18 protein-coding genes, 1 pseudogene, 1 CRISPR repeat array and 1 riboswitch are annotated in these 21944 nt (G+C 45.4%); of the genes and pseudogenes, 17 read left to right on the forward strand and 2 right to left on the reverse strand.

Going from position 1 to position 21944, the window contains the following annotated elements; all coding sequences use genetic code 11:
- The first annotated feature begins 140 nt into the window (after positions 1-140).
- From GPL15_RS05605 to GPL15_RS05630, 6 genes are read left to right on the forward strand one after another with little or no spacing between them, the layout of a single operon-like run.
- Complete coding sequence (locus tag GPL15_RS05605; RefSeq protein ID WP_215696830.1) at positions 141-1211, forward strand: GntR family transcriptional regulator; 1071 nt, start codon at positions 141-143, stop codon at positions 1209-1211.
- A 52-nt stretch (positions 1212-1263) separates the two neighbouring features.
- Positions 1264-2130: an N-acetylneuraminate lyase gene (locus GPL15_RS05610; protein WP_215696832.1), complete on the forward strand. Its 867-nt coding sequence runs from the start codon at positions 1264-1266 to the stop codon at positions 2128-2130.
- Positions 2131-2148: 18 nt separating this feature from the next.
- Positions 2149-3213, forward strand: coding sequence for a sialidase family protein (locus tag GPL15_RS05615; RefSeq protein WP_215696834.1), 1065 nt, complete (start codon positions 2149-2151; stop codon positions 3211-3213).
- A gap of 30 nt (positions 3214-3243) precedes the next feature.
- Positions 3244-4902 carry an extracellular solute-binding protein gene (locus GPL15_RS05620; RefSeq protein WP_215696836.1) on the forward strand — a complete coding sequence of 553 codons (1659 nt, stop codon included), beginning with the start codon at positions 3244-3246 and terminating at the stop codon, positions 4900-4902.
- Between the two features lie 23 nt (positions 4903-4925).
- Positions 4926-5885: an ABC transporter permease subunit gene (locus GPL15_RS05625; RefSeq protein WP_215696838.1), complete on the forward strand. Its 960-nt coding sequence runs from the start codon at positions 4926-4928 to the stop codon at positions 5883-5885.
- Between the two features lies 1 nt (position 5886).
- On the forward strand, positions 5887-6783 hold the full coding sequence (locus GPL15_RS05630) for a carbohydrate ABC transporter permease (protein WP_215696840.1): 897 nt from the start codon (positions 5887-5889) through the stop codon (positions 6781-6783).
- Between the two features lie 50 nt (positions 6784-6833).
- Here the strand turns inward: GPL15_RS05630 and GPL15_RS05635 are convergent, their stop codons facing one another.
- Entirely contained in the window at positions 6834-8006 is a 1173-nt protein-coding gene (locus GPL15_RS05635; RefSeq protein WP_215696842.1) for a cation:proton antiporter, read from the reverse strand.
- Positions 8007-8066: 60 nt separating this feature from the next.
- Positions 8067-8141, reverse strand: a riboswitch (Fluoride riboswitch).
- A 292-nt stretch (positions 8142-8433) separates the two neighbouring features.
- On the opposite strand from GPL15_RS05635, the gene GPL15_RS05640 reads away from it, so the two are divergent.
- Positions 8434-9210: an enhanced serine sensitivity protein SseB gene (locus GPL15_RS05640; protein ID WP_215696845.1), complete on the forward strand. Its 777-nt coding sequence runs from the start codon at positions 8434-8436 to the stop codon at positions 9208-9210.
- Between the two features lie 111 nt (positions 9211-9321).
- On the opposite strand, the gene GPL15_RS05645 is transcribed toward GPL15_RS05640, so the two are convergent.
- A complete protein-coding gene (locus tag GPL15_RS05645) occupies positions 9322-10332 on the reverse strand; it encodes a hypothetical protein (RefSeq protein ID WP_215696847.1) in 1011 nt (336 codons plus the stop codon).
- Between the two features lie 423 nt (positions 10333-10755).
- Between GPL15_RS05645 and GPL15_RS05650 the strand changes: the two are divergent.
- The 10 genes and pseudogenes from GPL15_RS05650 to GPL15_RS05695 form a co-directional block, all read left to right on the forward strand.
- Positions 10756-11073 (forward strand): annotated as a pseudogene (locus GPL15_RS05650) (PD-(D/E)XK nuclease domain-containing protein); the annotation flags it as partial.
- Between the two features lie 89 nt (positions 11074-11162).
- Positions 11163-13364 carry a CRISPR-associated helicase Cas3' gene (cas3, locus tag GPL15_RS05655; protein ID WP_252198115.1) on the forward strand — a complete coding sequence of 734 codons (2202 nt, stop codon included), beginning with the start codon at positions 11163-11165 and terminating at the stop codon, positions 13362-13364.
- Between the two features lie 34 nt (positions 13365-13398).
- On the forward strand, positions 13399-14058 hold the full coding sequence (cas5c, locus tag GPL15_RS05660) for a type I-C CRISPR-associated protein Cas5c (RefSeq protein ID WP_215696849.1): 660 nt from the start codon (positions 13399-13401) through the stop codon (positions 14056-14058).
- Positions 14055-15842, forward strand: a complete 1788-nt coding sequence (cas8c, locus tag GPL15_RS05665; protein ID WP_215696851.1) for a type I-C CRISPR-associated protein Cas8c/Csd1 — start codon at positions 14055-14057, stop codon at positions 15840-15842. The genes cas5c and cas8c overlap by 4 nt, the downstream gene beginning before the upstream one ends.
- Position 15843: 1 nt before the next feature.
- Entirely contained in the window at positions 15844-16734 is an 891-nt protein-coding gene (gene cas7c, locus GPL15_RS05670) for a type I-C CRISPR-associated protein Cas7/Csd2 (RefSeq protein ID WP_215696853.1), read from the forward strand.
- The gene (gene cas4, locus GPL15_RS05675) at positions 16734-17393 is read left to right on the forward strand and encodes a CRISPR-associated protein Cas4 (protein WP_215697009.1); all 660 of its coding nucleotides are present in this window, start codon (positions 16734-16736) and stop codon (positions 17391-17393) included. Before cas7c ends, cas4 begins: the two co-directional genes overlap by 1 nt.
- Positions 17394-17395: 2 nt before the next feature.
- Complete coding sequence (gene cas1c, locus GPL15_RS05680; protein ID WP_215696856.1) at positions 17396-18427, forward strand: type I-C CRISPR-associated endonuclease Cas1c; 1032 nt, start codon at positions 17396-17398, stop codon at positions 18425-18427.
- A gap of 23 nt (positions 18428-18450) precedes the next feature.
- Positions 18451-18741 carry a CRISPR-associated endonuclease Cas2 gene (gene cas2, locus GPL15_RS05685; protein WP_215696865.1) on the forward strand — a complete coding sequence of 97 codons (291 nt, stop codon included), beginning with the start codon at positions 18451-18453 and terminating at the stop codon, positions 18739-18741.
- A 170-nt stretch (positions 18742-18911) separates the two neighbouring features.
- Positions 18912-19733: a CRISPR direct-repeat array (repeat unit 32 nt; unit sequence GTCACCACCCTTGCGGTGGTGTGGATTGAAAT).
- Positions 19734-20016: 283 nt separating this feature from the next.
- Positions 20017-21276, forward strand: a complete 1260-nt coding sequence (locus GPL15_RS05690) for a glucose-6-phosphate isomerase (RefSeq protein WP_215696867.1) — start codon at positions 20017-20019, stop codon at positions 21274-21276.
- 58 nt (positions 21277-21334) lie between these two features.
- On the forward strand, positions 21335-21571 hold the full coding sequence (locus tag GPL15_RS05695; protein ID WP_215696869.1) for a hypothetical protein: 237 nt from the start codon (positions 21335-21337) through the stop codon (positions 21569-21571).
- Positions 21572-21944 lie beyond the last annotated feature (373 nt).

Raw genomic sequence — 21944 nt, forward strand, 5'->3', positions numbered from 1 at the left:
GCCCGTAAATTAGCAGAAATATTGACGAAAACCAAAAATCAGACTATATTCATTATATGATATATCATATTAATGCTTAAAAATACAGAAAAATATATACAAAATAACCAATAAAACCGTTCTCGACAGGAGGCTGCTCCATGGCATTGCGCTATTTAGAGGTGAAAAATGAAATACTCCGTTTGATAGAAGGAATGAAACCACACAGCAGGGTTCCATCCCGGCAGTGGCTGTGCAAAAAATGCGGCGTAGCCCGCAGCACGGTGGATAAGGCCATTGCGGAACTGATTGCGGAAAACCATCTCTATACCATGAAAGGAAGCGGCACTTATATCCAGGAGAGGGAGGGCTTAGCCACAATCATCAATTTCGGCGTCATCCTTCCATTTATCATGGAAGCCGGATATCCCAAACTGCTGAACGGCATTGAACGGTACGCGTCCAAACGGAATATCAATGTCATTGTATGCAGCAGCGAGAACACCCCGCAGAAGCAGCATAATTATGTGCTCCGAATGATTGAGAGCAAGATTGACGGATGCATTATCATTCCAAGCATCAATTCGGAAATGAACCATCATTCCTTTTCGCTGCTGGAGGAGAGGGGAATCCCCTTTGTGTTCTGCAACCGGTTTGTGGATGGGTTCAATGTTCCGTTTTTGGGCAACAACAATTACTATGGGGAGTATGCGGCCACAAAACACATCATCGATGTGGGCTGCAAAAATATTGCCTATATGTCGCCCAGAAAATACAGCACCAGCATTGAACGGTATTACGGCTTTATGACGGCGATGCTTGATAATGGGATGTCCATTAATATGGACAACTATCTTCATGATAATGTTCCTGTGGAAAAACTCAAATATCAGGCGGCCGAGATCTTTTCAAAGCCGGATTATCCTGACGGAGTGGTCTGCTTCAACGATACCATGGCGGCGTACCTGTATCCGATCCTGGCAGACAAGGGGCTGGCGGTGGGGCGCGATGTGAAGATCATTGGTTATGACGATGGACCGATTTGCGAGAATATGCGGGTTCCCTTGTCTTCCGTGTCATCGAAAGCGGAAGAGGTGGGATACGAAGCCGCGAAAATGCTGATGGGCATGGTAACCAGAAGGTTTGAAGAAAAGGCTGGCCTAATCCGGCTTTTCACACCGGAGCTGAGGATCAGGAAAAGCAGCGGCCAGGGAAATAAGGGGATGAATTGAAATCCCTGGAATCGAAAATACAGCGCTTAATAAGGCGGAAGTGAGGTTATATATGAATATTTCAGGAATTATGCCGGCATTGGTAACTCCATATAAAAAAGATGGGGAAGTGAATCTGCCGGAGTTGAAAAAACTGGTGCGGACACTGCTTGAGGACGGCGCAGAAGGATTTTACGTCTGCGGCAGTACGGGAGAATGTTTCATGCTTCGGGATGATGAGAGAAAATCCATTATTGAAACAGTTACCCAGGAAGTAAACGGCCAAGTGCCTGTGATCGCCCATGTGGGAACGATCTGGGCAGATCAGGCCGCAGACCTGGCGAAACATGCAGAATCCTGCGGTGTGACGGCTGTCTCCAGCGTACCGCCCTTCTACTATAAGTTTTCATTTCAGGAAATTGTGGACTATTATAAAATTTTATCGGATTCCACCGGTCTTCCGGTTGTGATCTATAACTTCCCCGCATTTTCTGGGGTATCCATTAACTCACAGAATATTGGAGAAATCATCGCCCAGTGCCGTGTGGGAGGTTTGAAATATACGGACCACAACCTGTTTGAACTGGAAAAGATCAGAAGGAAATTCCCGGATCTGACAATCATGTACGGACACGATGAAGTGTTGTTGAATGCGCTGCCCATCGGGATCAGCGGAGCCATTGGAAGCACATTTAACGCGATGACGCCAAAATATAAAAGGATTATGGAAGCGTATTACGCAGGTAATCTGGAAGAGGCGTCTAAAGTACAGCATGAGGCCAGTTCCATCGTTGAAATGCTGGTAAAAGTCGGAGTATTCCGCGGGGTTAAATATCTCCTTACTAAAAAGGGAATTGAATGCAATGGCTGCAGGAAGCCGTTCCGTGAACTCACAGAGGAAGAAAAACAATTTTTGGATCAGATCGCGGATTTAAACTAGAACGGAAGAGGGTTATAAATGGGCGGTTTTACAGAGGAAACAAAGGCGGACAGCGTACATATTATTGAAACATTTGGTCTGGGACCGTATTTGGAATACCGGATCCCGGGGATTGTGACAACCGAAAAAGGAACTCTGGTCTGCTGTTACGAAGGGCGGATGGAGAACCGCAATGACTGGGCTCAGATTGATATTGTGATTCTGAGAAGCGCTGACCGGGGAAAGACTATGAGCCGGACGGTTATAGCCGGTTTGGATGGGAAGGAAGAGGGGCAGGTGGTTACCTGGAACAATCCGGTGCTGATTGCGGATGGTGAACTGGTTCATCTGATCTTCCACAAGAACTATGAAAAGGCTTATTACTGTGTGAGCCGCGATGACGGAATCACATTTACCGATCCTGTGGAGATAACCGGGGCGTTCCGGGAATTCGGTTATGAATGGAATGTGTGTGCATCAGGGCCGGGACATGGGATTGTGACCCGGGATGGAATCCTGATGGTGCCTGTATGGATTGCCAATGGAGAAACCCTGGATGAGAGCGGGAGAAAAAAGGCGCATAATCCTTCTACCTCGGGTTTGATTTACAGCAGGGACCGGGGGAAGACCTGGCATGCAGGCGCTATGGTTTCAGGGGTTGCAAATGCCAATGAAACTTCCATCGCAGAACTTCCGGACGGGCGGATTTTATTCAACATACGCAATGCGGAACCAGAGAAATGCAGGGTTCTGGCGGTATCTTGCGATGGGGTCAGCGGAATCGACGCATGGTGGAAAGAGGATGAGCTGGAAGATCCTAAGTGTTTCGGAAGTATGGTGAAGATGGGGGATGGTTCGATTGCATTTGTCAACTGTGCCAACCGGAATCTGGAACATCCGGAAGGCAAGAGGCTGTTTTTGACCGTACATGAGAGCAGGAAGGACGGACAGAATTGGAAACCGCTTGTGAATGTGGATGTCCATGGAGGATATGCGGACCTGGCGGCGGACAAAGATCATCTTTATGTATTTTATGAGCAGTGTGTTTGGACGGAAGACTTGAAGCGGGTGAATCATTTGATCCTGAAAGAGTATGGATTATAAAGCTGTTTATCAGCGGAATTGGAGGGTTATATGAAAAAACGGATCACAGCGTTAACTATGGTATGTGTTATGTGCGCGTCATTATTAGCCGGATGCGGAGGGAAAGGGGAACAGCCTTCTTCTGCGGCGCCTGCTGGAAGCACACAGAGCGCGCAGAGCGCACAGGGAGAGACAACTGCGAAGACAACAGAGACAGCGGCTCCGGAAGAAGCCCCGGTCATTGTGATCTATAATAACTCAGGCGCATTTAATATAGCCGGAGCAGAGGCGGGCAGCGAATCAGCGGCTTATGAAAAGATGCAGAATTACATTCTGGAGCAGACGGGCGTAAAAGTGGAAATCATCATGCCCCCTTCTGATTCAGGAGCAGCCAAGGAAAAATTAAACCTGCTGCTGGCAGGCGGCGACCAGATCGACGCCTGGTGGGGAAACTGGCATGATTATGCGCCCAGCGGCATGATCCTTCCTTTGAATACGTACATTGAAAATGACGACTACAAGGCCATCAAGGACGCCTGGGAACCGTGGGGATCCTGGGTTGGAGCTACCGATACGGACGGAACCATCTGGGTTGTGCCGAGAAATACTTCCACTACCCCGTATCCGATCTTTGTGAGACAGGACTGGCTGGATCTGGTAGGTATGGAACAGCCTTCCACACTGGATGAACTCAATACGTACTTATATAAGATCAAAGAGCTGGATCCATACGGAAACGGAGAGACCGTTCCTTTAGGAACCCAGAAGGGCGGCGAAGTTATGGCTTATCTGGAGTATTCGCTGGTAGGCGGATTTGTGGATACCGGAAACGGAAGCTGGCTGGATGAGGATGGTAAGGTAAAACCGGTTTGGATTGCAGACGGATATAAGGATTTCCTGGCCCAGTTAAATACCTGGTATAAAGATGGAATCCTTCATAAAGAGTGCTTCAGTATGGATAAGGATACATTTATACAGAGCATTACAAAAGGAGCGGTAGGCGCTACGGCGGCCTGGTATTCCAGAGTCACATTGAACGACGGAACCTTAACCAAGAACCTGCCGGATCTGGATTTGGAAAAATACGATTACGCGTTCGGCATCAACGAAAAAGGTATTACAGGGCCCAACGGCAAATTCGTTCAGACCCGTACCAATGTTTCACCGGAAGGTTTGATGATCAGCAGCAAATGTAAGAACCCGGACGCAGTCATGAAGTTTGTAGAGTGGTCATACCACTGGGAAAACTATCAGACCGCAGCTATGGGAATCAAAGACGAATATTGGAAATATGATCCCAATGACCCGGATGCCGAGAAGAACCGTTCCGTAGTGGCGATTGAGGGCGGACCGAAATACTGCAGGGATTTCCTGGTATCTTTAGGAACTCCTATGGAAATCCAGTCCACGGAATATGACGAGTGGGGAAGACAGACCATGCATAATCTCTGGCTTCAGGAACATTTGAATGATTTTGACGTAACCCACGAGCCGGGCTGCGAGTATGGAATCACCTGGCAGAATGACAAATTAACGGAAAATATCCCTGGTTATACGGATATCCGTACATACCGGGATGAGGAACTGGTTAAATTTGTAAATGGAAACCGTTCTCTGGACACATGGGATGATTTTGTCCAGGAATTATATGGAATGGGCTTGGAAGACTGGATCACAGAATATACGAGACAGTACAATGAGAGCAAGTAAAGGAATCAGAGAGGAGCGATGGTATGTCCAGGCAGCATGGAAAACAGAAAGCAGGGCAATACAGCCAGAATAGGCCGTTAAGATATTATTTAAAAAGGGACCGGTTTATCTATCTGCTGTTATTGCCGGGACTGCTCTATTATTTGATATTCAAGTACATACCGATGTTCGGGATTATCATAGCATTTGAAGATTATAAGCCGTTTTTTGGAATTGAAGGCATCTTCACTTCAAAATGGGTGGGACTGAAGCATTTCATGAAATTTTTCCAGTCGGCTTACTGCCTGAGACTGATTAAAAATACGCTGCTGCTCAGCTTATATACTCTGGTTTGGGGATTTCCGCTGTCCATTGTGCTGGCGCTGTTTATCAATGAAATCAGGTTTAACCGGTTTAAAAAGGTCGTGCAGACCATATCCTATCTGCCCCATTTTTTATCAGCCGTTATCGTCTGCGGCATCATCCGTACCATGACCGGTACGGATGGGGGCCTGCTCAATGCGCTTATCGTGCATTTTGGCGGAGAACCCATCTATTTCCTGGGAGAAACCCAGTGGTTCAGAACGATTTATACCGTATCGGATGTGTGGCAGACCATCGGCTGGAACAGCATTGTATTCATCGCGGCCATGGCTGGAATCGACAAGGCGTTGTATGAAGCGGCAAAAGTGGATGGAGCCGGTGTTTTAAAGAGGATGTGGTACATAACCCTTCCGGGAATCATGCCGGTTGTAACCATTATGCTGATTATGAGGGTGGGAAATATCCTGAATGTGGGATATGAAAAAGTTTTGCTTTTATATTCGCCGCAGATTTATTCTGTTTCGGATATCATCAGCACCTATGTATACCGGGAAGGTTTGATCAACCAGAATTATTCTTTTGCAACGGCTGTGAACATGTTCACATCTGTGGTTTCCCTGGTCATGGTGCTGGGTACCAATTATATCACGAAGAAAATGGGACAAGAGGGGGTTTGGTAATATGAAGCGCGCAAAGAAAGTGTTCAGCGGCGAGAACCTGTTTCAATTGATTAACATACTCCTGATGATACTCTTCATGATCATCATCATGGTTCCCATTCTGACTGTAATTATGACATCTTTTGTCAGCGAGGCGGAGATCGCGAGAAGGGGTTCCTTCATCATCATTCCGGAAGACTTTGATTTTACCGCCTATAAACTGTTATGGGAGAGTTCCAGCAATATTATCCGCGCTTATGGCAATACCATATTCCGTGTGGTTGTGGGAACTGGTTTAAATCTGTTTTTTACGATTACTCTGGCATATGCGTTGTCCAAACGGGACTTAAAGGGAAGAATGGTCCTGACCGGCCTCATTTTCTTCACCATGCTGTTTTCCGGCGGAATGATCCCCACTTTCATGCTTGTGAAAGCTGTGGGACTGATGGACAGCCGCTGGGCTATGGTGCTGCCGTGTCTGGTCAATACCTGGAATCTGTTCGTTATGAGGAATTTCTTCTATGGAATTCCCGACAGCCTGGAAGAGGCGGCGGTGCTGGACGGGGCTAACCAGATCCAGATACTTACCAAAGTGGTGCTGCCCCTGTCAAAAGCGTCAATTGCAACCATTGGTTTGTTCTATGCGGTTCATCACTGGAATGCCTGGTTTGACGCAATGCTTTATATCAATAAAACATCGCTTCTTCCCATGCAGAACATTTTAAGAAATATCATCACATCGGCATCATCACTCAGCGATTTGAGCTCAGAAGCTTACAATGCTTTGGATGTGCTGCCGCCGACCCAGTCGCTGAGGGCGGCAGCCATTATTGTAACCACGCTGCCCATCGTTATGGTCTATCCGTTTATACAGAAATATTTTGTGAAAGGCGTTATGGTTGGATCGGTAAAAGGTTAGAGAGTATCTTAAATATGATTTATTTCCAGAAACTGTGTGCTTAGGCGGGGTCACGAAAGCAATTTTTTATAGCTGTGATCCACACATAATGCGCCAAATGGGGCAGTCAGAAGTATGGAAATTACAGCTACAGTCAAAACTAAATGGCCGCAGGACAGGCCCATCGACAGGGGAATCCCTCCGATGGCGGCCTGGACTGTGGCTTTTGGCGTGTAGGCCATCATGCAGAAGAGCCGTTCTTTTGGAGTGAGTTTTGTCTTCAGCAGGCAGACGAACACGCCTGCCATGCGCATGATTAAGGCGCCTGCAACCAAAAGAACCGACAGGATTCCGGCCTTTGCGATGTAGGAGGTGTCTACCGTAGCGCCCACCAGTACAAACAGAAGAACTTCAGCGGCTACCCACAGTTTATTGTACTTGGAGGACAAGCGGACAGCCAGGGTTTCATATCTCTGTTTGATCATAATTCCCATGCTCATTATGGCCAGAAGGCCGGAAAATGGCAGAATGCCTTCCAGCCGTGTTTCGCATTCCAGCAGCAGGAAGGAGAGGCTGATGATGATCAGAATTTTGATGGAATCCCTCATATGGAATTTTTTGAAAAAGAGGATCAGCAAAAAGCCTATGAGAAATCCGGTAAAAATTCCGGTCAGTATGGAAAATGGAATCTGGATGAAACTCAGGGCATTTACCTGGCTCCCCTGGGCGAGGGCGGTAAATGCGGTGAACAACACGATGACGAACACGTCGTCAACGGAAGCTCCGGCCAGAATCAACTGGGGAATACTGTGATTCTGCCCGTATCCCTCTTCCATAATGCGGATCATCCGGGGAACGACCACGGCCGGGGAAACGGCGGCTATGACAGAACCGATGATGGCAGCTTCCAAAACCGTGATGCCGAAGATTCCGGGCGCCAGTAAAATTACCCCGGCAATTTCAAAACAGGCCGGAAGGAAACACATGAGAACCGCCGGACGGCCTACCTGCTTTAGGTCGCGCAGGTCTAAAGATAAGCCGGCCCGTGTTAAAATGATCACCAAAGCGGCTTTCCTAAGGTCCGGTGAGATGGATAGCACGGTTGGCGACAGGGCATTCAGTACATAGGGCCCTAATAGAATTCCTGTGATCACCATTCCCAAAAGGCTGGGCAGCTTAAAACGGGCAAAAATGGTGCCGAGGGCCAGACCCAGCAGAAAAATGAGTGCGAAGCTAGTTAACATAAGTAATCCTCCTATAATATTTAATTGCTGTGAAACAAAAAAAGCCGACAATTTCTGCGTGGATTCGCAGAAGTCATCAGCTAAAAAGCGGTTTAAGTCGTTAAACTTGGGGAGAACCTCATTCCCGATAGGTACGATTATAGCCTGGGATGTTAAAAAAAGCAAGAAGTATTTCAGATTTTTCGGTCAAGAAAGATGAGCTGTGGTAACAGTTCAGACAGGTCTGAACTGTTATGAGCTGTGAACAGCAGCTGAGCTGTCAGACCGGTTATTTTTGATTATTTTGGTGCATTTTTTTGAAAAAAAGGAAATATTATACCGGCCTTTCCATGAAAATAAGTGGAAGCTTTCAGGGATTGATGGTATAATGGCGGAGAAGCACAGGAAATTGCTTACGGATGATAATGATCCGTGAAAGGAGTATAGAATGTCAGAGAATAAACCGATAAAGAATCCGGGGCTGATTATGGCCATCCGGGTGATGAGAGAAGATCCAACTCAGGAGTCTCAGGCCAGAGTTGTAGATGAGATAATGAAGGCGCGTTTCCTTGCCCCTGTTGTATTGGAAGCCATGCCGTTTACCGTTGGCAGCGACCGTACATCGTTCAGAGACAGGTGCAGAATGAAATTTTTGAGCATTCACGACGGAAAGGGAAACCGTTTTTTCCCGGCATTTACGGACGACAAAGAATTGGAGAAGTTCGAACTGGAACGGGGGCAGCAGGTGTCTCATTTAACATTTGAAGATTATGCAAAGATCATCATGGACGACCGTTCCGCCGGCGGATTTGTGATTAATCCCTATAGCGACAACCTGGTGTGCGACAGGGATATGGTGATGAGCTGGATCAGCCACAGGGCAGGACAGCATGTAAATGGACAGGAAGGAGCGGGACAGCGCATCCGTCTGGGCCGTCCCAAGAATACGCCGACGGAGCTGGTTCAGGCTGTTTCCGAATACCTGAAGGAACAGGAACTGGTGGAGGCGGCTTACCTTTCCATGATGCAGCCGGAAGGGGAAAAGAGCGGATACCTGATCGTAGTGGATATGGAAGGCGGCGAAGCGGACGCGGATGCTGTCTATGATGGGATTGCCCGTGCGGCCAAGGACCATTTGAACGGGATGTATCTGAATGTGGAACCGGTCAGCTCAGGATTTGGACAGGCGGCCATTAAAGATCAGGAACCATTCTATAAAAGATAATCATTTTGAAGATAATCATTTAGAAGATAATCGTTTAGAGAGACAGAGAAAAAGAAGGATCCAGCCCATTAAATTCGCCTGTGGCGAGGGGCTGGATGCCTGGGGATTTGACTATGGAGCGGTGGATTTCATTTCATCAATCCAGCTTTCCACATCATTGTCACGGATGTCGATGTATTGTTCTCTGTCATCTGCGTATACGAGGCGGACATACATCGGCGGATTTTCCGGACCGGTACTGCCTGCCAGCAGATAGAAGTCGTCGTTTATCTCATAACTTAGGATATACAGACCGCTTCCTACGTCAGTGCCTTCATAGGGGGAAAGATCACTCAGGGACAGGCTGTCCCCTTTTTTGGAGAGCTCAATCACATTATCCAGGGTCAGTTTGGATTTCTCTTTTCTGAATAGTATCCATTTCTCATTTATATTGATGACGGCGTAATCGTCATTCAGCACATAATTATTTCCCACACAGCCGAAATTGCTTTGTCCGTCTTCTGACGGCCTTTTTGTTCCCTCTACGGCAGACAGGATTTTGCCGGAGACGGCATCTGCAGCCCCCATGGGGCTTTCCTGGCCGGTATCAATATAGATGGAGCCGTCCAGCATCACCATGGGAGGTAAATCGTTTAATGTATCCGTGTCCGTGACGGATTGATCCAACAGTATGCCGGAATATGTGACTGTGGGCAATTCATTTTCTTCGGCTTTCACTTCTTCATAGTTTAGATTTTCCCATAGGTCTGCGGTATTAATTTTCTTGATTTTGTAAAGGCCGCTTTCTGTCCGGATCAGGTCTCCATCTCCGATTATATGAAATAGCTGGCATGTTTCATCAGATAAGTTCAGCTTAAAATAGAGGCCGATTCCTCCGGCCGGTATATCACGGTCTTCTGATTTGCTGAGAAGACTGATGCCGCTGAGTTTCCTGGCGATTTTTTGAATGTCGTCGGAGGAGGTCACTGCTTTTTTCACTGCCGCCGAGGGGACGCCGCCGGTGAATACATCGATGGACTGTATTTGGTCTTCCTCTATTGAAAATGCGGGGGACTGTTTTTGGCATCCGGAGAGGGTAAATAATAGACATAGGAGCAGAAGAATGGGGAGGCGTTTTGACATAGGGGATCATTCCTTTCCAGTGAGTTGGTGTGATGGTTCAGGACAGCGGAAAGACCGGTGAAGAAGAGTGAGCTGTTCTGAACAGTAATATTAATTATATTTATCATAGCATGGATTAAGAGTGAGATGTTTTAAGATTTTGTTGCTAATTGTTTACATTAGAAAGTGTTCTTGGAGAAATTAGTTTTTGGTTGTTCCGGAAATATGACTGCCACCTATTGAATGGGTGGCAGCAGGAATATAGATTATATTGTAATTTCAACCCGCAGACTTTAATATGAAAAGTCAGACATAATCAGTATATCATGAGAATGATATTTCTACAATATAATATATAAAGTGATTTGGTGGACATAGAACAGTGAGCGTGCTATACTTATTTTAAGTGAATTTGCGGAAATATAAAGAAAAAATGAGCATACATTAAAATGCGTCATCCATCTGGCATTTTATGCGGCGGCAGATGATTACAGCATGAAATTTGAAAGTCCGGCGGGGAAAGGATATGCCGATTGCATTATGATACCTAAAAAGCCAGGAATTCCAGGAATTGTTTTGGAATTAAAATACAATGGTACTGTGGATCAAGCGATTAACCAAATTATAGAAAAAGATTATATGAAAGCGTTTGATGAGCGTGTGAAAAAAATATATTTGGTTGCGATTAATTACGATAAGGGGACGAAAACACATCAGTGTCACATAGAGAGCGTAGATAAGGCAGGAAAAACAGAGCAATAACATTGTTCTGTTTTTCCATTAAAGCAGATTTATTTAGAAATAAGAAACGGAATAAAAGGAGTGTTTTACGAAAACGGAGGGGATAAATCATGTATCTGGCCCATATCAGTGAGGACAGGAAACGGGAACAAAGCATACCGGATCATTTAACCGGAACTGCCAATTTGGCGGCTGATTTTTCCGCCAAGTTTGGCTGCCGCGGCTGGGGTTATGGCTGCGGCATGATGCACGATATAGGAAAGTATTCGGACAAATTCCAGAAGCGGCTTCTTAACAATGGTCCCAGAACAGATCACGCCTCAGCCGGAGCCCAGGAGTTATATAAAAAGAAAAATTACATAGGCGCTTACTGCATATCCGGGCATCATTCCGGGCTTTTGGACGGCGGAACTGCCGCAGACGCGGGAGGTGATGCTACTTTAAATGGCAGGATGCAGAAAGAACTGGAGGCTTACCAGACTTATAAAGAAGAAATAAAAATTCCTGAGTTTCCGGTAATACCTTTGAAACCGTTGGGAAAAGGCGGGTTCAGTCTGTCCTTTTTTATCCGGATGTTGTTTTCCTGCCTGGTGGATGCGGATTATCTGGATACGGAAGCTTTTATGACTGAAGGCATGGTTATAGAAGATACATATGCAAAAGATGCAGATGCAAGAGGTACATTTACAAAAGGTACATACCCAAGAGGTACATTCGATACCGTAGATATATTATTTGACCGCCTGTTTCATCATGTGGAATCCTGGCTGCAAAATGATGATATTACCACAGTAAACGGCAGAAGAACCGCAATTTTAAAAGCATGCCTGGAACGGGGAAACGATGAACAGGGGCTTTATCAGCTCACAGTTCCTACCGGAGGAGGTAAAACTCTTTCATCACTTGCATTTGCACTCCAACATGCAAAAACACATCATTTAGACCGTATCATTTATGTGATCCCGTATACGTCGATAATCGAGCAGAACGCCCAGGTTTTTAAAGATATACTGGGGTGGGATAATGTATTGGAAGATCACTGCAACGTGACCTATGAGGAATCGGAGGAGTATAATAAGATCCAACTGGCAGCGGAGAATTGGGACTGCCCGGTTGTGGTAACTACCAATGTACAGTTTTTTGAATCGCTGTTTGCAAACAAAACTTCAAAATGCCGGAAACTGCACAACATAGCCAACAGCGTCATTATCTTTGATGAAGCCCAGATGCTGCCTGTTAATTATCTGAAACCATGCATACAGGCGGTCAGTGAGCTGGTTTACAGCTATCATAGTACGGCGGTTCTCTGTACAGCCACCCAGCCGTCGCTGAAGCCGTTTTTTCCGCAGCAGATAAAAATATCGGAAATATGTCCTGATGTGGAAGATCAGTATGAATTTTTCAGGCGGACGGTATTAAAGAATATAGGTGAACTGTCGGAGAATGGACTTGCAGAACAGTTAAGAGGACGGAAGCAGGTTCTCTGCATTTTAAACAGCAGAAAAAGGGTTCAGAAGGTATATGAGGTATTAAAAGAGGAGGAAGGGACCTTTCATCTCTCCACCTTTATGTATCCGCTTCATCGGAAAAGACTTCTTAAAATCATCAGAGAACGGTTAAAAGAGGGAAAAACCTGCAGATTGATTGCCACAAGCCTGGTGGAAGCGGGAGTGGATTTTGACTTTCCGGCCGTATACCGGGAACTGGCAGGCCTGGATTCAGTCATACAGGCGGCAGGCAGGTGCAACCGGGAAGGAAAACGGCCATATGTGGAATGTGAAACTGTGATATTTACAATGGAAAAGGCAGAAGGGATTCACATGCCTCAGACGATGAAACTTCCTGTCACAGTTGCCGGACAAGTATCGGAATTGTATGAAGATAATGCTTCATTGAAAGCAATTCAAACCTATTTTGACAGGCTGTACCACTTTAAAGGCGAGGGATTGGATGCGAAAGATATAGTGGGACAGATGGAAAATGGAAGCCGCTCTCTGAGCTTTCCATTTGCTTCGGCAGCGAAACAATTTAAGCTGATTGAACAGGATACGAAGACGATTTTGATTGCCAAGGAACCTGAAGCTGAGATGATCGTGGAAAGAATCAGAAGAGGGGAATATTCCCGCAAGCTGATGAGAGAAGCAGGACAGTACTGCGTCAACCTATTTAAGAATGATTTTGACAAATTATACGGAGCAGGAAGACTGGACGCGATTAGTCTGGATTTTTATGTTTTGCGCAATGTGGAGCAGTATTCGGAAGAAATGGGATTGGAAATTCAGGTTGATAGAGGGGAGGCGGTTATATTTTAAATGATAATTTGAAAGACAGAAGAGGAGGAGATATATGAGCCAGGGAGTGAAAGTCCGCGTCTGGGGAGATTTAGCCCTTTTCGCCCGGCCGGAGATGAAAGTGGAAAGATGCAGTTATGATATGATAACGCCGTCCGCCGCCAGAGGGCTTTTGGAAGCGGTGTACTGGCATCCTGGTATGCGGTGGGTGATAGACAAGATTCATGTGAGAAAGCCGATTCAGTTTACCGGCATCCGGCGGAATGAAGTGAAGAGTAAGATTTTAGCAGGAAATGCTTTAAATGTGATGAATGGGGGAAATAGACCGCTTTACATCAGCAGCAAAGAAGATATCGTTCAGCGGGCCGCCATACTGCTAAGGGATGTGGAATACGTGATTGAAGCCCATTTTGAAATGACAAAACAGGCTGCTGAAGGTGATAATCCCGGTAAATTTAAAGATATCATCATGCGGAGGTTAAAAAGAGGAGAATGCTATCATATGCCGTATTTTGGCTGCAGGGAATTTCCGGCTAACTTTGAATTGTTTGATGAACCGGATATCAGCACGGCTTATTCCCAGGAGGAGAAGGATTTAGGCTACATGCTGTATGATTTTGATTATTCTGTTCCTGATGATATCCAGCCCATGTTTTTCCGGGCCGTATTGAAGAATGGGGTTTTAGATGTGAGGGACTGCGAGGTGATACGATGATATTGCAGTCATTGGTGAAATACTATGAGGCTTTGGAGCAAAAAGGTGAAATTACCAGGCCGGGATGGTGTAAGGTGAAGATATCATTTGCCTTGGATCTGTCTGAGGATGGAAAGCTTAAACGGGTGATTCCGCTGAAAACTGAGAAGATCAGGGGCAAGAAAACGGTTTGGGAACCCAGTACGATGACGGTTCCCCAAATGGTAACAAGATCTTCGGGAGTTTCGTCAAATTTCCTCTGCGATAATTCCAGCTATCTTCTGGGGATTGATAATAAAGGCAAACCGGAGCGGTCCCTGGAATGCTTTGAATGCGCGAAAGCAAAGCATCTGGAGATTTTAAAAGATGTGGAATCTCCGGCGGCCCGCGCTGTGACCCGATACTTTGAGACATGGGAACCTGATAAAGCGAAAGAGAATCCGGCCCTTTCCGAAGTGTTTGAGGAACTAATTTCCGGCGCGAACCTGGTTTTCTGGATAGATACCGATTATGCACAGGAAGATCCGTGGATAAAAGAAGCGTGGGAAAAATACAGCAGCAGTTCGGCAGGCGGGCCTGTGGGAGTCTGCCTGGTGACAGGAGAAAAGACAGAAATTGCCAGAATACACGGAACTATAAAAGGAGTTGCGGGCGCCCAGTCCAGCGGCGCGGCTTTGGTCTCCTTTAACGCTCCTGCATTTGAATCCTATGGAAAAGAACAGAGTTTTAATGCGCCGGTTGGAAATTATGCGGTCTATGCGTACACCACAGCCCTGAATCATTTGCTGGCGGACAGAACCCATGTGACATCCATTGGGGATACTACGGTCGTATATTGGTCTGAGGATGGGGATGAGGTCTGTCAGAATATATTTCTAAATGTATCCGAACCATCGGTTGATAATTATGAGATTATAGATGGGGTATTTAAAAATCTGGAATCGGGGAAGGCCGTCAACATACCCGGAGTGGAAGGCGCAATCTCTATGGATCAGAAGTTTTATATTCTTGGTTTGGCCCCGAATGCGGCCAGAATTGCCGTCAGATTTTTTTATCAGGACAGCTTCGGGAATATTTTGAGGCACTTAAAAGAGCATTATGACAGGATGGAAATCGTAAAGCCTTCATGGGACACTGCCGAATATCTTGGAATCTGGCGGATGATGATGGAGACGGTGAATAAAAAATCCAGGGATAAGAAACCAGCTCCCAATATGGCAGGCGCTGTTTACCGGTCTATAATTTCCGGGGACAGATATCCCTATGCTCTGTATCAGGCTGTAATGGGGCGGATACGGGCGGAACAGGACGACAGTGACAGCGGAATACGTAAGATCACACGGGGAAGGGCAGCGATTATTAAGGCATTTCTTTTAAGAAATGGAATATGCGGTGAGGAGGAGATAACGATGGAGTTGAATGAGGACAATAAAAGTATAGCTTATGTATTGGGACGGGAGTTTGCTGTGTTGGAGGCGATTCAGGAAGAGGCGAATCCTGGTATTAATGCAACGATAAAGGATCGGTATTTTAACTCCGCCTGCGTCAATCCGGCTACAATCTTTCCAATTCTGTTTAAACTGAAGAACAGCCATATTAAAAAGATGAACAATAAGGGAAAAGAAGTATATTATGAAAAGATGTTGGGAGACTTGCAGGAACGGATTATATCTTCGGCCGTTTCCGGGGAAGCGGTTCCCATGTATCCAAAGAGATTATCCTTAGAGGAGCAGGGAAGCTTTATTTTAGGGTATTATCATCAGACGCAGAAGAGATACGAAAAGAAATTGAAGGAGGACAATTAAGATGGGAGAGACAATTAAAAACAGGTATGAATTCGTTGTATTATTTGATGTGGAGAATGGTAATCCCAATGGAGATCCCGATGCGGGAAACCTCCCAAGAATTGACCCGGAGAGCGGATATGGTATTGTTACGGATGTCTGTTTAAAAAGAAAAATACGTAATTATGTGGAGACTGTAAAAGAGGATGCCCAAGGATATAAAATATACATAAAAGAAGATGTGCCTTTAAACCGCAGCGATAATACAGCCTATGAATATTTGAAAACCAATGAAAAGGATATTAAGGAGTTAAAGAAAAAAGACCCGGAAGTGGACAGGAAAATCAGGGATTTCATGTGTGAAAATTTCTTTGATATCCGTACTTTCGGTGCGGTCATGACCACATTTGTCAAGGCAGCGTTAAACTGCGGCCAGGTGCGGGGACCGGTTCAGCTTGGGTTTGCCAGAAGTGTGGACCCGATTATCAGCCAGGAAATAACGATTACACGAATTGCCATCACGACGGAAAAAGACGCGGAAAACAAGAGTACAGAGATGGGAAGAAAGAATATTGTTCCTTACGGCCTTTACCGTGTGGAAGGTTATATCTCGGCAAATCTGGCACGGAAAGTAACCGGATTTTCAGAAGACGATCTGGAACTTTTGTGGGAAGCCATTATTAACATGTTTGAGATCGACCATTCGGCGGCCAGAGGAAAGATGGCGGTCAGGGAATTGATAGTATTTAAACACAGCAAGGAACTGGGTGACTGCCCGGCCTATAAACTGTTTGATGCTGTGGAAGTTTCCAGAAATGAAGACGTGGTTTATCCGAGAAAATACTCCGATTATACGGTAACGGTCCATGAAGAGCAGATTCCGGATACGGTGGAGATATCAAGAAAAATATGATGGAATACAGAGAAGAAGATTATTTGATGCTTTCCGGAATCCAGCATTTTGCGTTTTGCAGAAGGCAGTGGGCCCTCATACATATTGAACAGCAATGGTCTGATAATGAATATACCATAGAAGGTGAGCTGCTCCATAAAAATGCCCATGATCCCTATTTTAATGAAAAAAGAAAGGATGTTATTATCAGCAGAGCCATGCCTGTACATTCCAGGACAATGGGGGTCAGCGGAGAATGTGATATTGTGGAATTTCAGAAATCTTCAGACGGAGTAACGCTTCATGGGCACAGGGGCTGTTACAACATTTATCCCATTGAATATAAGAAGGGAAAACCAAAAGATACACAGATAGATATCCTTCAATTGACTGCCCAGGCAATGTGTCTGGAAGAAATGTTTTCTGCTGAAATTAAGGAAGGCTGCATTTTCTATGGAGAAACAAAACGCAGGGAGCCGGTTGTGTTTACCGACGAATTGAGAACAACGGTAAAGTCGTATTTTGATGAAATGCACCAGCTTTATGATAAGAAGTACACTCCCAGAGTTAAATGGTCTAAAAGCTGCAATGCCTGTTCGCTGAAAGATGTCTGCATGCCGAAGCTGGGAAAGACGGTTTCTGTAAAAGAGTACATTCATAAGACCATATCGGAGGAATGATAATGAAGAAATTACTGAATACGTTGTATGTAACATCACAGGACAGTTATCTTTCGCTGGATGGGGAAAATGTGGTGATTCTTGAGCAGGAACAGGAACTGGGAAGAGTACCGCTTCACAACCTGGAGGCAATCGTTTCTTTTGGGTACAGGGGTGTCAGCCCGGCCCTGATGGGGGGCTGTGCCAAGAGAAATATTTCTCTGTGTTTCCTAACGCCCCAAGGGAAGTTTCTGGCAAGAGTGACAGGTGATATCCGGGGAAATGTGGTCTTGAGGAAGAGACAGTATGAAGCCTCAAATGACTCCGATCTCGCTGTGGGAGTAGCGCGAAACTGCATTATGGGAAAAGTTTTTAATTCCCGCTGGATCTTGGAAAGGGCCACAAGGGATCATGGACTTCAAGTGGATGTGGAAAAAGTAAAAAGGGCTTCCGGATATTTGCAGAAATCATTGGCGAATATAGAAAAATGTACGGATATGGCGCAGCTTAGGGGATTTGAAGGGGAAGCGGCCAGCGTATATTTTGGCGTGTTTGACCAGATGATCCTGCAGCAGAAAAAAGATTTTGTGTTTTCCGGCAGAAATAAAAGGCCGCCTATGGACAATGTAAATGCAATGTTGTCTTTTGTTTATACACTTTTGACCAATATGACCGCTTCTTCATTAGAGACTGTTGGGCTGGATCCGTATGTAGGATTTATGCATACGGACAGGCCCGGAAGAGTATCCCTTGCCCTGGATTTGATAGAAGAACTGAGGCCGGTTCTTGCAGACCGATTTGTGCTGACATTGATCAATAAAAAGATGATTACAGGAAAGGATTTTACCAGAAAAGAAGACGGCGCGGTATTAATCAGCGATAAGGCCAGAAAGGATATTTTGGTTGAATGGCAGAATAAGAAAAAGGAAATTATCACACATCCTTATCTTGGGGAAAAAGTAGAGTGGGGAATGATTCCATTTGTCCAGTCCATGCTTCTGGCCAGATATTTAAGGGGCGACATTGACGAATATCCTCCGTTTTTCTGGAAATAGAGGGGGTTTTGAGGGAGGTTTCTATGCTGGTACTTATTACTTATGATGTGAATACCGAGACGGCAGCGGGAAAGACCAGGCTGCGAAAAGTGGCAAAACAATGTGTAAATTATGGAACCAGAGTACAGAATTCAGTATTTGAATGTATTCTTGATCCGGGCCAGTGTTTGATGTTAAAATCTATTTTAACAGATATTATTGATGAAAGTGTGGACAGCATCCGGTTTTATTATCTTGGGAATCAGAAGAAAGCGAAGGTTGAGCAGATTGGAATCGGAAAAGGTATTAACGTTGAGGAGCCGTTGATTTTTTAGATACATCCTGGTGCGAACCATAAGCGCACATAAAAATCCCGGGGGATTCGCACCTGGATTTGAAGGGGATTATGGTTTAGAGGGGGCGATTTGGGAGTGAAAATAGTTTGAAATGTTTTATTTTTGAATGTATTGCATAAAAATGAAAGTGATTTTTGTGCAATATTGCTGTCACCACCCTTGCGGTGGTGTGGATTGAAATAACCTTATCTATGTCACACTTTATTTCATCATAGGTCACCACCCTTGCGGTGGTGTGGATTGAAATGGAGTTTAAAGATTTATTAACCGGGGCCAATATTGTCACCACCCTTGCGGTGGTGTGGATTGAAATTGCCAGTGCTTCGATGCCTGTGACCTTTACCATGTCACCACCCTTGCGGTGGTGTGGATTGAAATAGCGAATGTACCCGGAACTGATGAAACTACGAGCGTCACCACCCTTGCGGTGGTGTGGATTGAAATTTACAAATCTTAGGTCAATTAAAGACTTTACGCCGTCACCACCCTTGCGGTGGTGTGGATTGAAATTTTTATGGTTTTCAAATCAGGTATTGCTTCCACAGTCACCACCCTTGCGGTGGTGTGGATTGAAATGCATCACCATACACACAGGAGTCCCCTCCGATTAGTCACCACCCTTGCGGTGGTGTGGATTGAAATCCTAAGGCGGTCCATATTTGCACTATCGTTGTTCTGTCACCACCCTTGCGGTGGTGTGGATTGAAATGCCAGGGCCTCCACCTGCTTTTTGCTGTATTTAGTCACCACCCTTGCGGTGGTGTGGATTGAAATATGTCATACTCGAACTTTTCCCGATTTAGTATGCGTCACCACCCTTGCGGTGGTGTGGATTGAAATTTTGTAATATAAGCGGCTATCAACTACTATAAAGTCACCACCCTTGCGGTGGTGTGGATTGAAATTTCCGAGTATTTTAAATAACACTTAGCCCGTCCCGTCACCACTCTTGCGGTGGTGTGGGTTCAACTGTTCCATTACACCCGTCAATCAGATCTGTTTCACAGTCCCCAGTTTTACAGTAATGAAAACTAAGTCAAGGCTAAGTTTTTGTTTTATTCCTAAATACAGTGTCCTTACTGCCTTAAAGCATGCTATACTGAACCATTCACTCTTGTCTTATCCAACAAATTTTATACAGTGTTCTATTTTTGATTTACCAAACGTTTGAGTAAAAAGCAAAGAAATTTGCATTGGCCTGTGATAGAATAAGAATAATTATAGTATAGTGACAAATCAGTAGGAGGACATTATATGAATGTTAGAATTAACACGGAAAATGCCAAATCGTTTATTAATCAGGATGCATTAGAAGACAATGTAAAAAAGGGGTCTGAAATTGTCAAACTTCTTTACGAAGTCGAGGATCAGGAAAATGTTTTAGGTTGGCTTCATGCAGAAACCGCAGCAGTCCAGCTGGAACTGATTAAGGAAAAAGCAAAAGAAGTCCGTGAAAATGCGGACGTATTCGTGATCGTAGGTGTGGGCGGTTCCAACCAGGCCGCCAGAGCTATGATTGAGGCGTTGTCAGACCGGAAGGGGCCGGAAGTAGTATATCTTGGAAACAGCTTATCCCCTCACTACATATCGCAGATGATGAAGCGCCTGGAAGGCCGAAGCGTTTACATCAATGTGATTGCAAAGAATTTTGAGACTTTGGAGCCGGGAAGCCATTTCAGGATTCTGCGTCAGTTTATGAACAGCAGATATTCCAAAGAGGAGATGGCAAAACGGGTGATTTTAACAGGAACCACCGGTTCCAGACTGGAAGAGATTGCGGTGGAAAATGGATATACGTTCCTTCAGTTTCCTATAGCCATTGGCGGCCGGTATTCCGCTTTCTCCCCTGTGGGCCTGTTCCCAGTTGCGGCGGCAGGACTTGATGTGGATGAATTCTTAAATGGTGTAAAAGCCGCTGAAATGATGTGCATGAATCATCCGGATCAGAACCCGGCGGTGGAATACGCAGCGGTGAGAAACCTTTTGTACCGCCAGGGATTTGATATTGAGATGCTCGTTTCTTTTGAGCCTCAGTTTGCATTTTTTAATAAATGGTGGATTCAGCTGTTCGGCGAAAGTGAAGGAAAAGAGAAAAAGGGCATATTCCCGTCCGGAGCCATTTATTCAGAAGATCTTCATTCCATGGGACAGTATATGCAGGATGGACGGCGGAACTTAATTGAGACATTTCTAACTGTAAAAGATCCAAAAGCCAGCGTGGTCTTAGAAGCAGACCGTGCTTTTGGCGACCGGTTTGATTATCTGGACGGCATGGATTTTAAAGAGATCAACAATGCGGCAGAAACCGCCACCATCGATGCCCATGTGGCAGGCGGAGTGCCCTGTATTCAGTTCTTAATCGATGAGATAGCGGAAGAAACCTTCGGGGAACTGTATTATTACTTTATGATGTCCTGCGCGGTTTCTGGAAAGCTGATGGAGGTAAATCCATTTGACCAGGAAGGCGTGGAAGAGTACAAAAGAAGCATGTTTAAAGCCTTGGGTAAGAATTAAGAGAAGGTGAAAATCTTTATTTAACATATTGGCGAAAGTAACGCCATGAATCCTGGAAATGGGGACGGACAGGGGCAGAGGCCTGCTTGGAGGTTTGACGCCGGGTGGAGCGGAATCCGTTGGCGATGAAAACCTGCTTCCAACCGTAAGTGAAACTAAGGCTCCATGGACGGAAAAAGACGGTCCGATGCCCATTCACGGTAAACTCTTTATGGGACTTTACCGTTCAGCGGGCATCTCAGAAACTGATTTGGTTTTCAGTTTCTGCCCGTCTTTTTCCATCCCTGGAGCCTAAGTTTCACTAACGGTTTCCAGACGGCTTTCATCGCCAACGGATTCCGCTCCGCCCGGTGCCAACCCTCCAAATGGGCCTCCGCCCCCGTCCGTCCCCATCCCCAGGATTCACGGCTGTGTACTGGTCTGATAAAGAATAAATAAAGATTTGGGGAAGGAATGTAGAAAAAGCAAAGACGCGTTTGATTGAGGCGTTGTTTGTTATTTCGTGCAGATTATGGTATAGACATTTCAAGTAACTGACGTGGGGATTAACAGTAAAAGGTCAAGGCATTTTCGGAAATGCCTTGAGGATTGATGTTAAATGGTGTGGGCATTTACATTAAAGGGTGAAGCCATTTTCGAAAATGCCTTCACCCTTTATGTCACCCTTT

Source organism: Clostridium sp. MCC353, assembly GCF_018785315.1.
GTDB lineage: Bacteria > Bacillota > Clostridia > Lachnospirales > Lachnospiraceae > CHH4-2.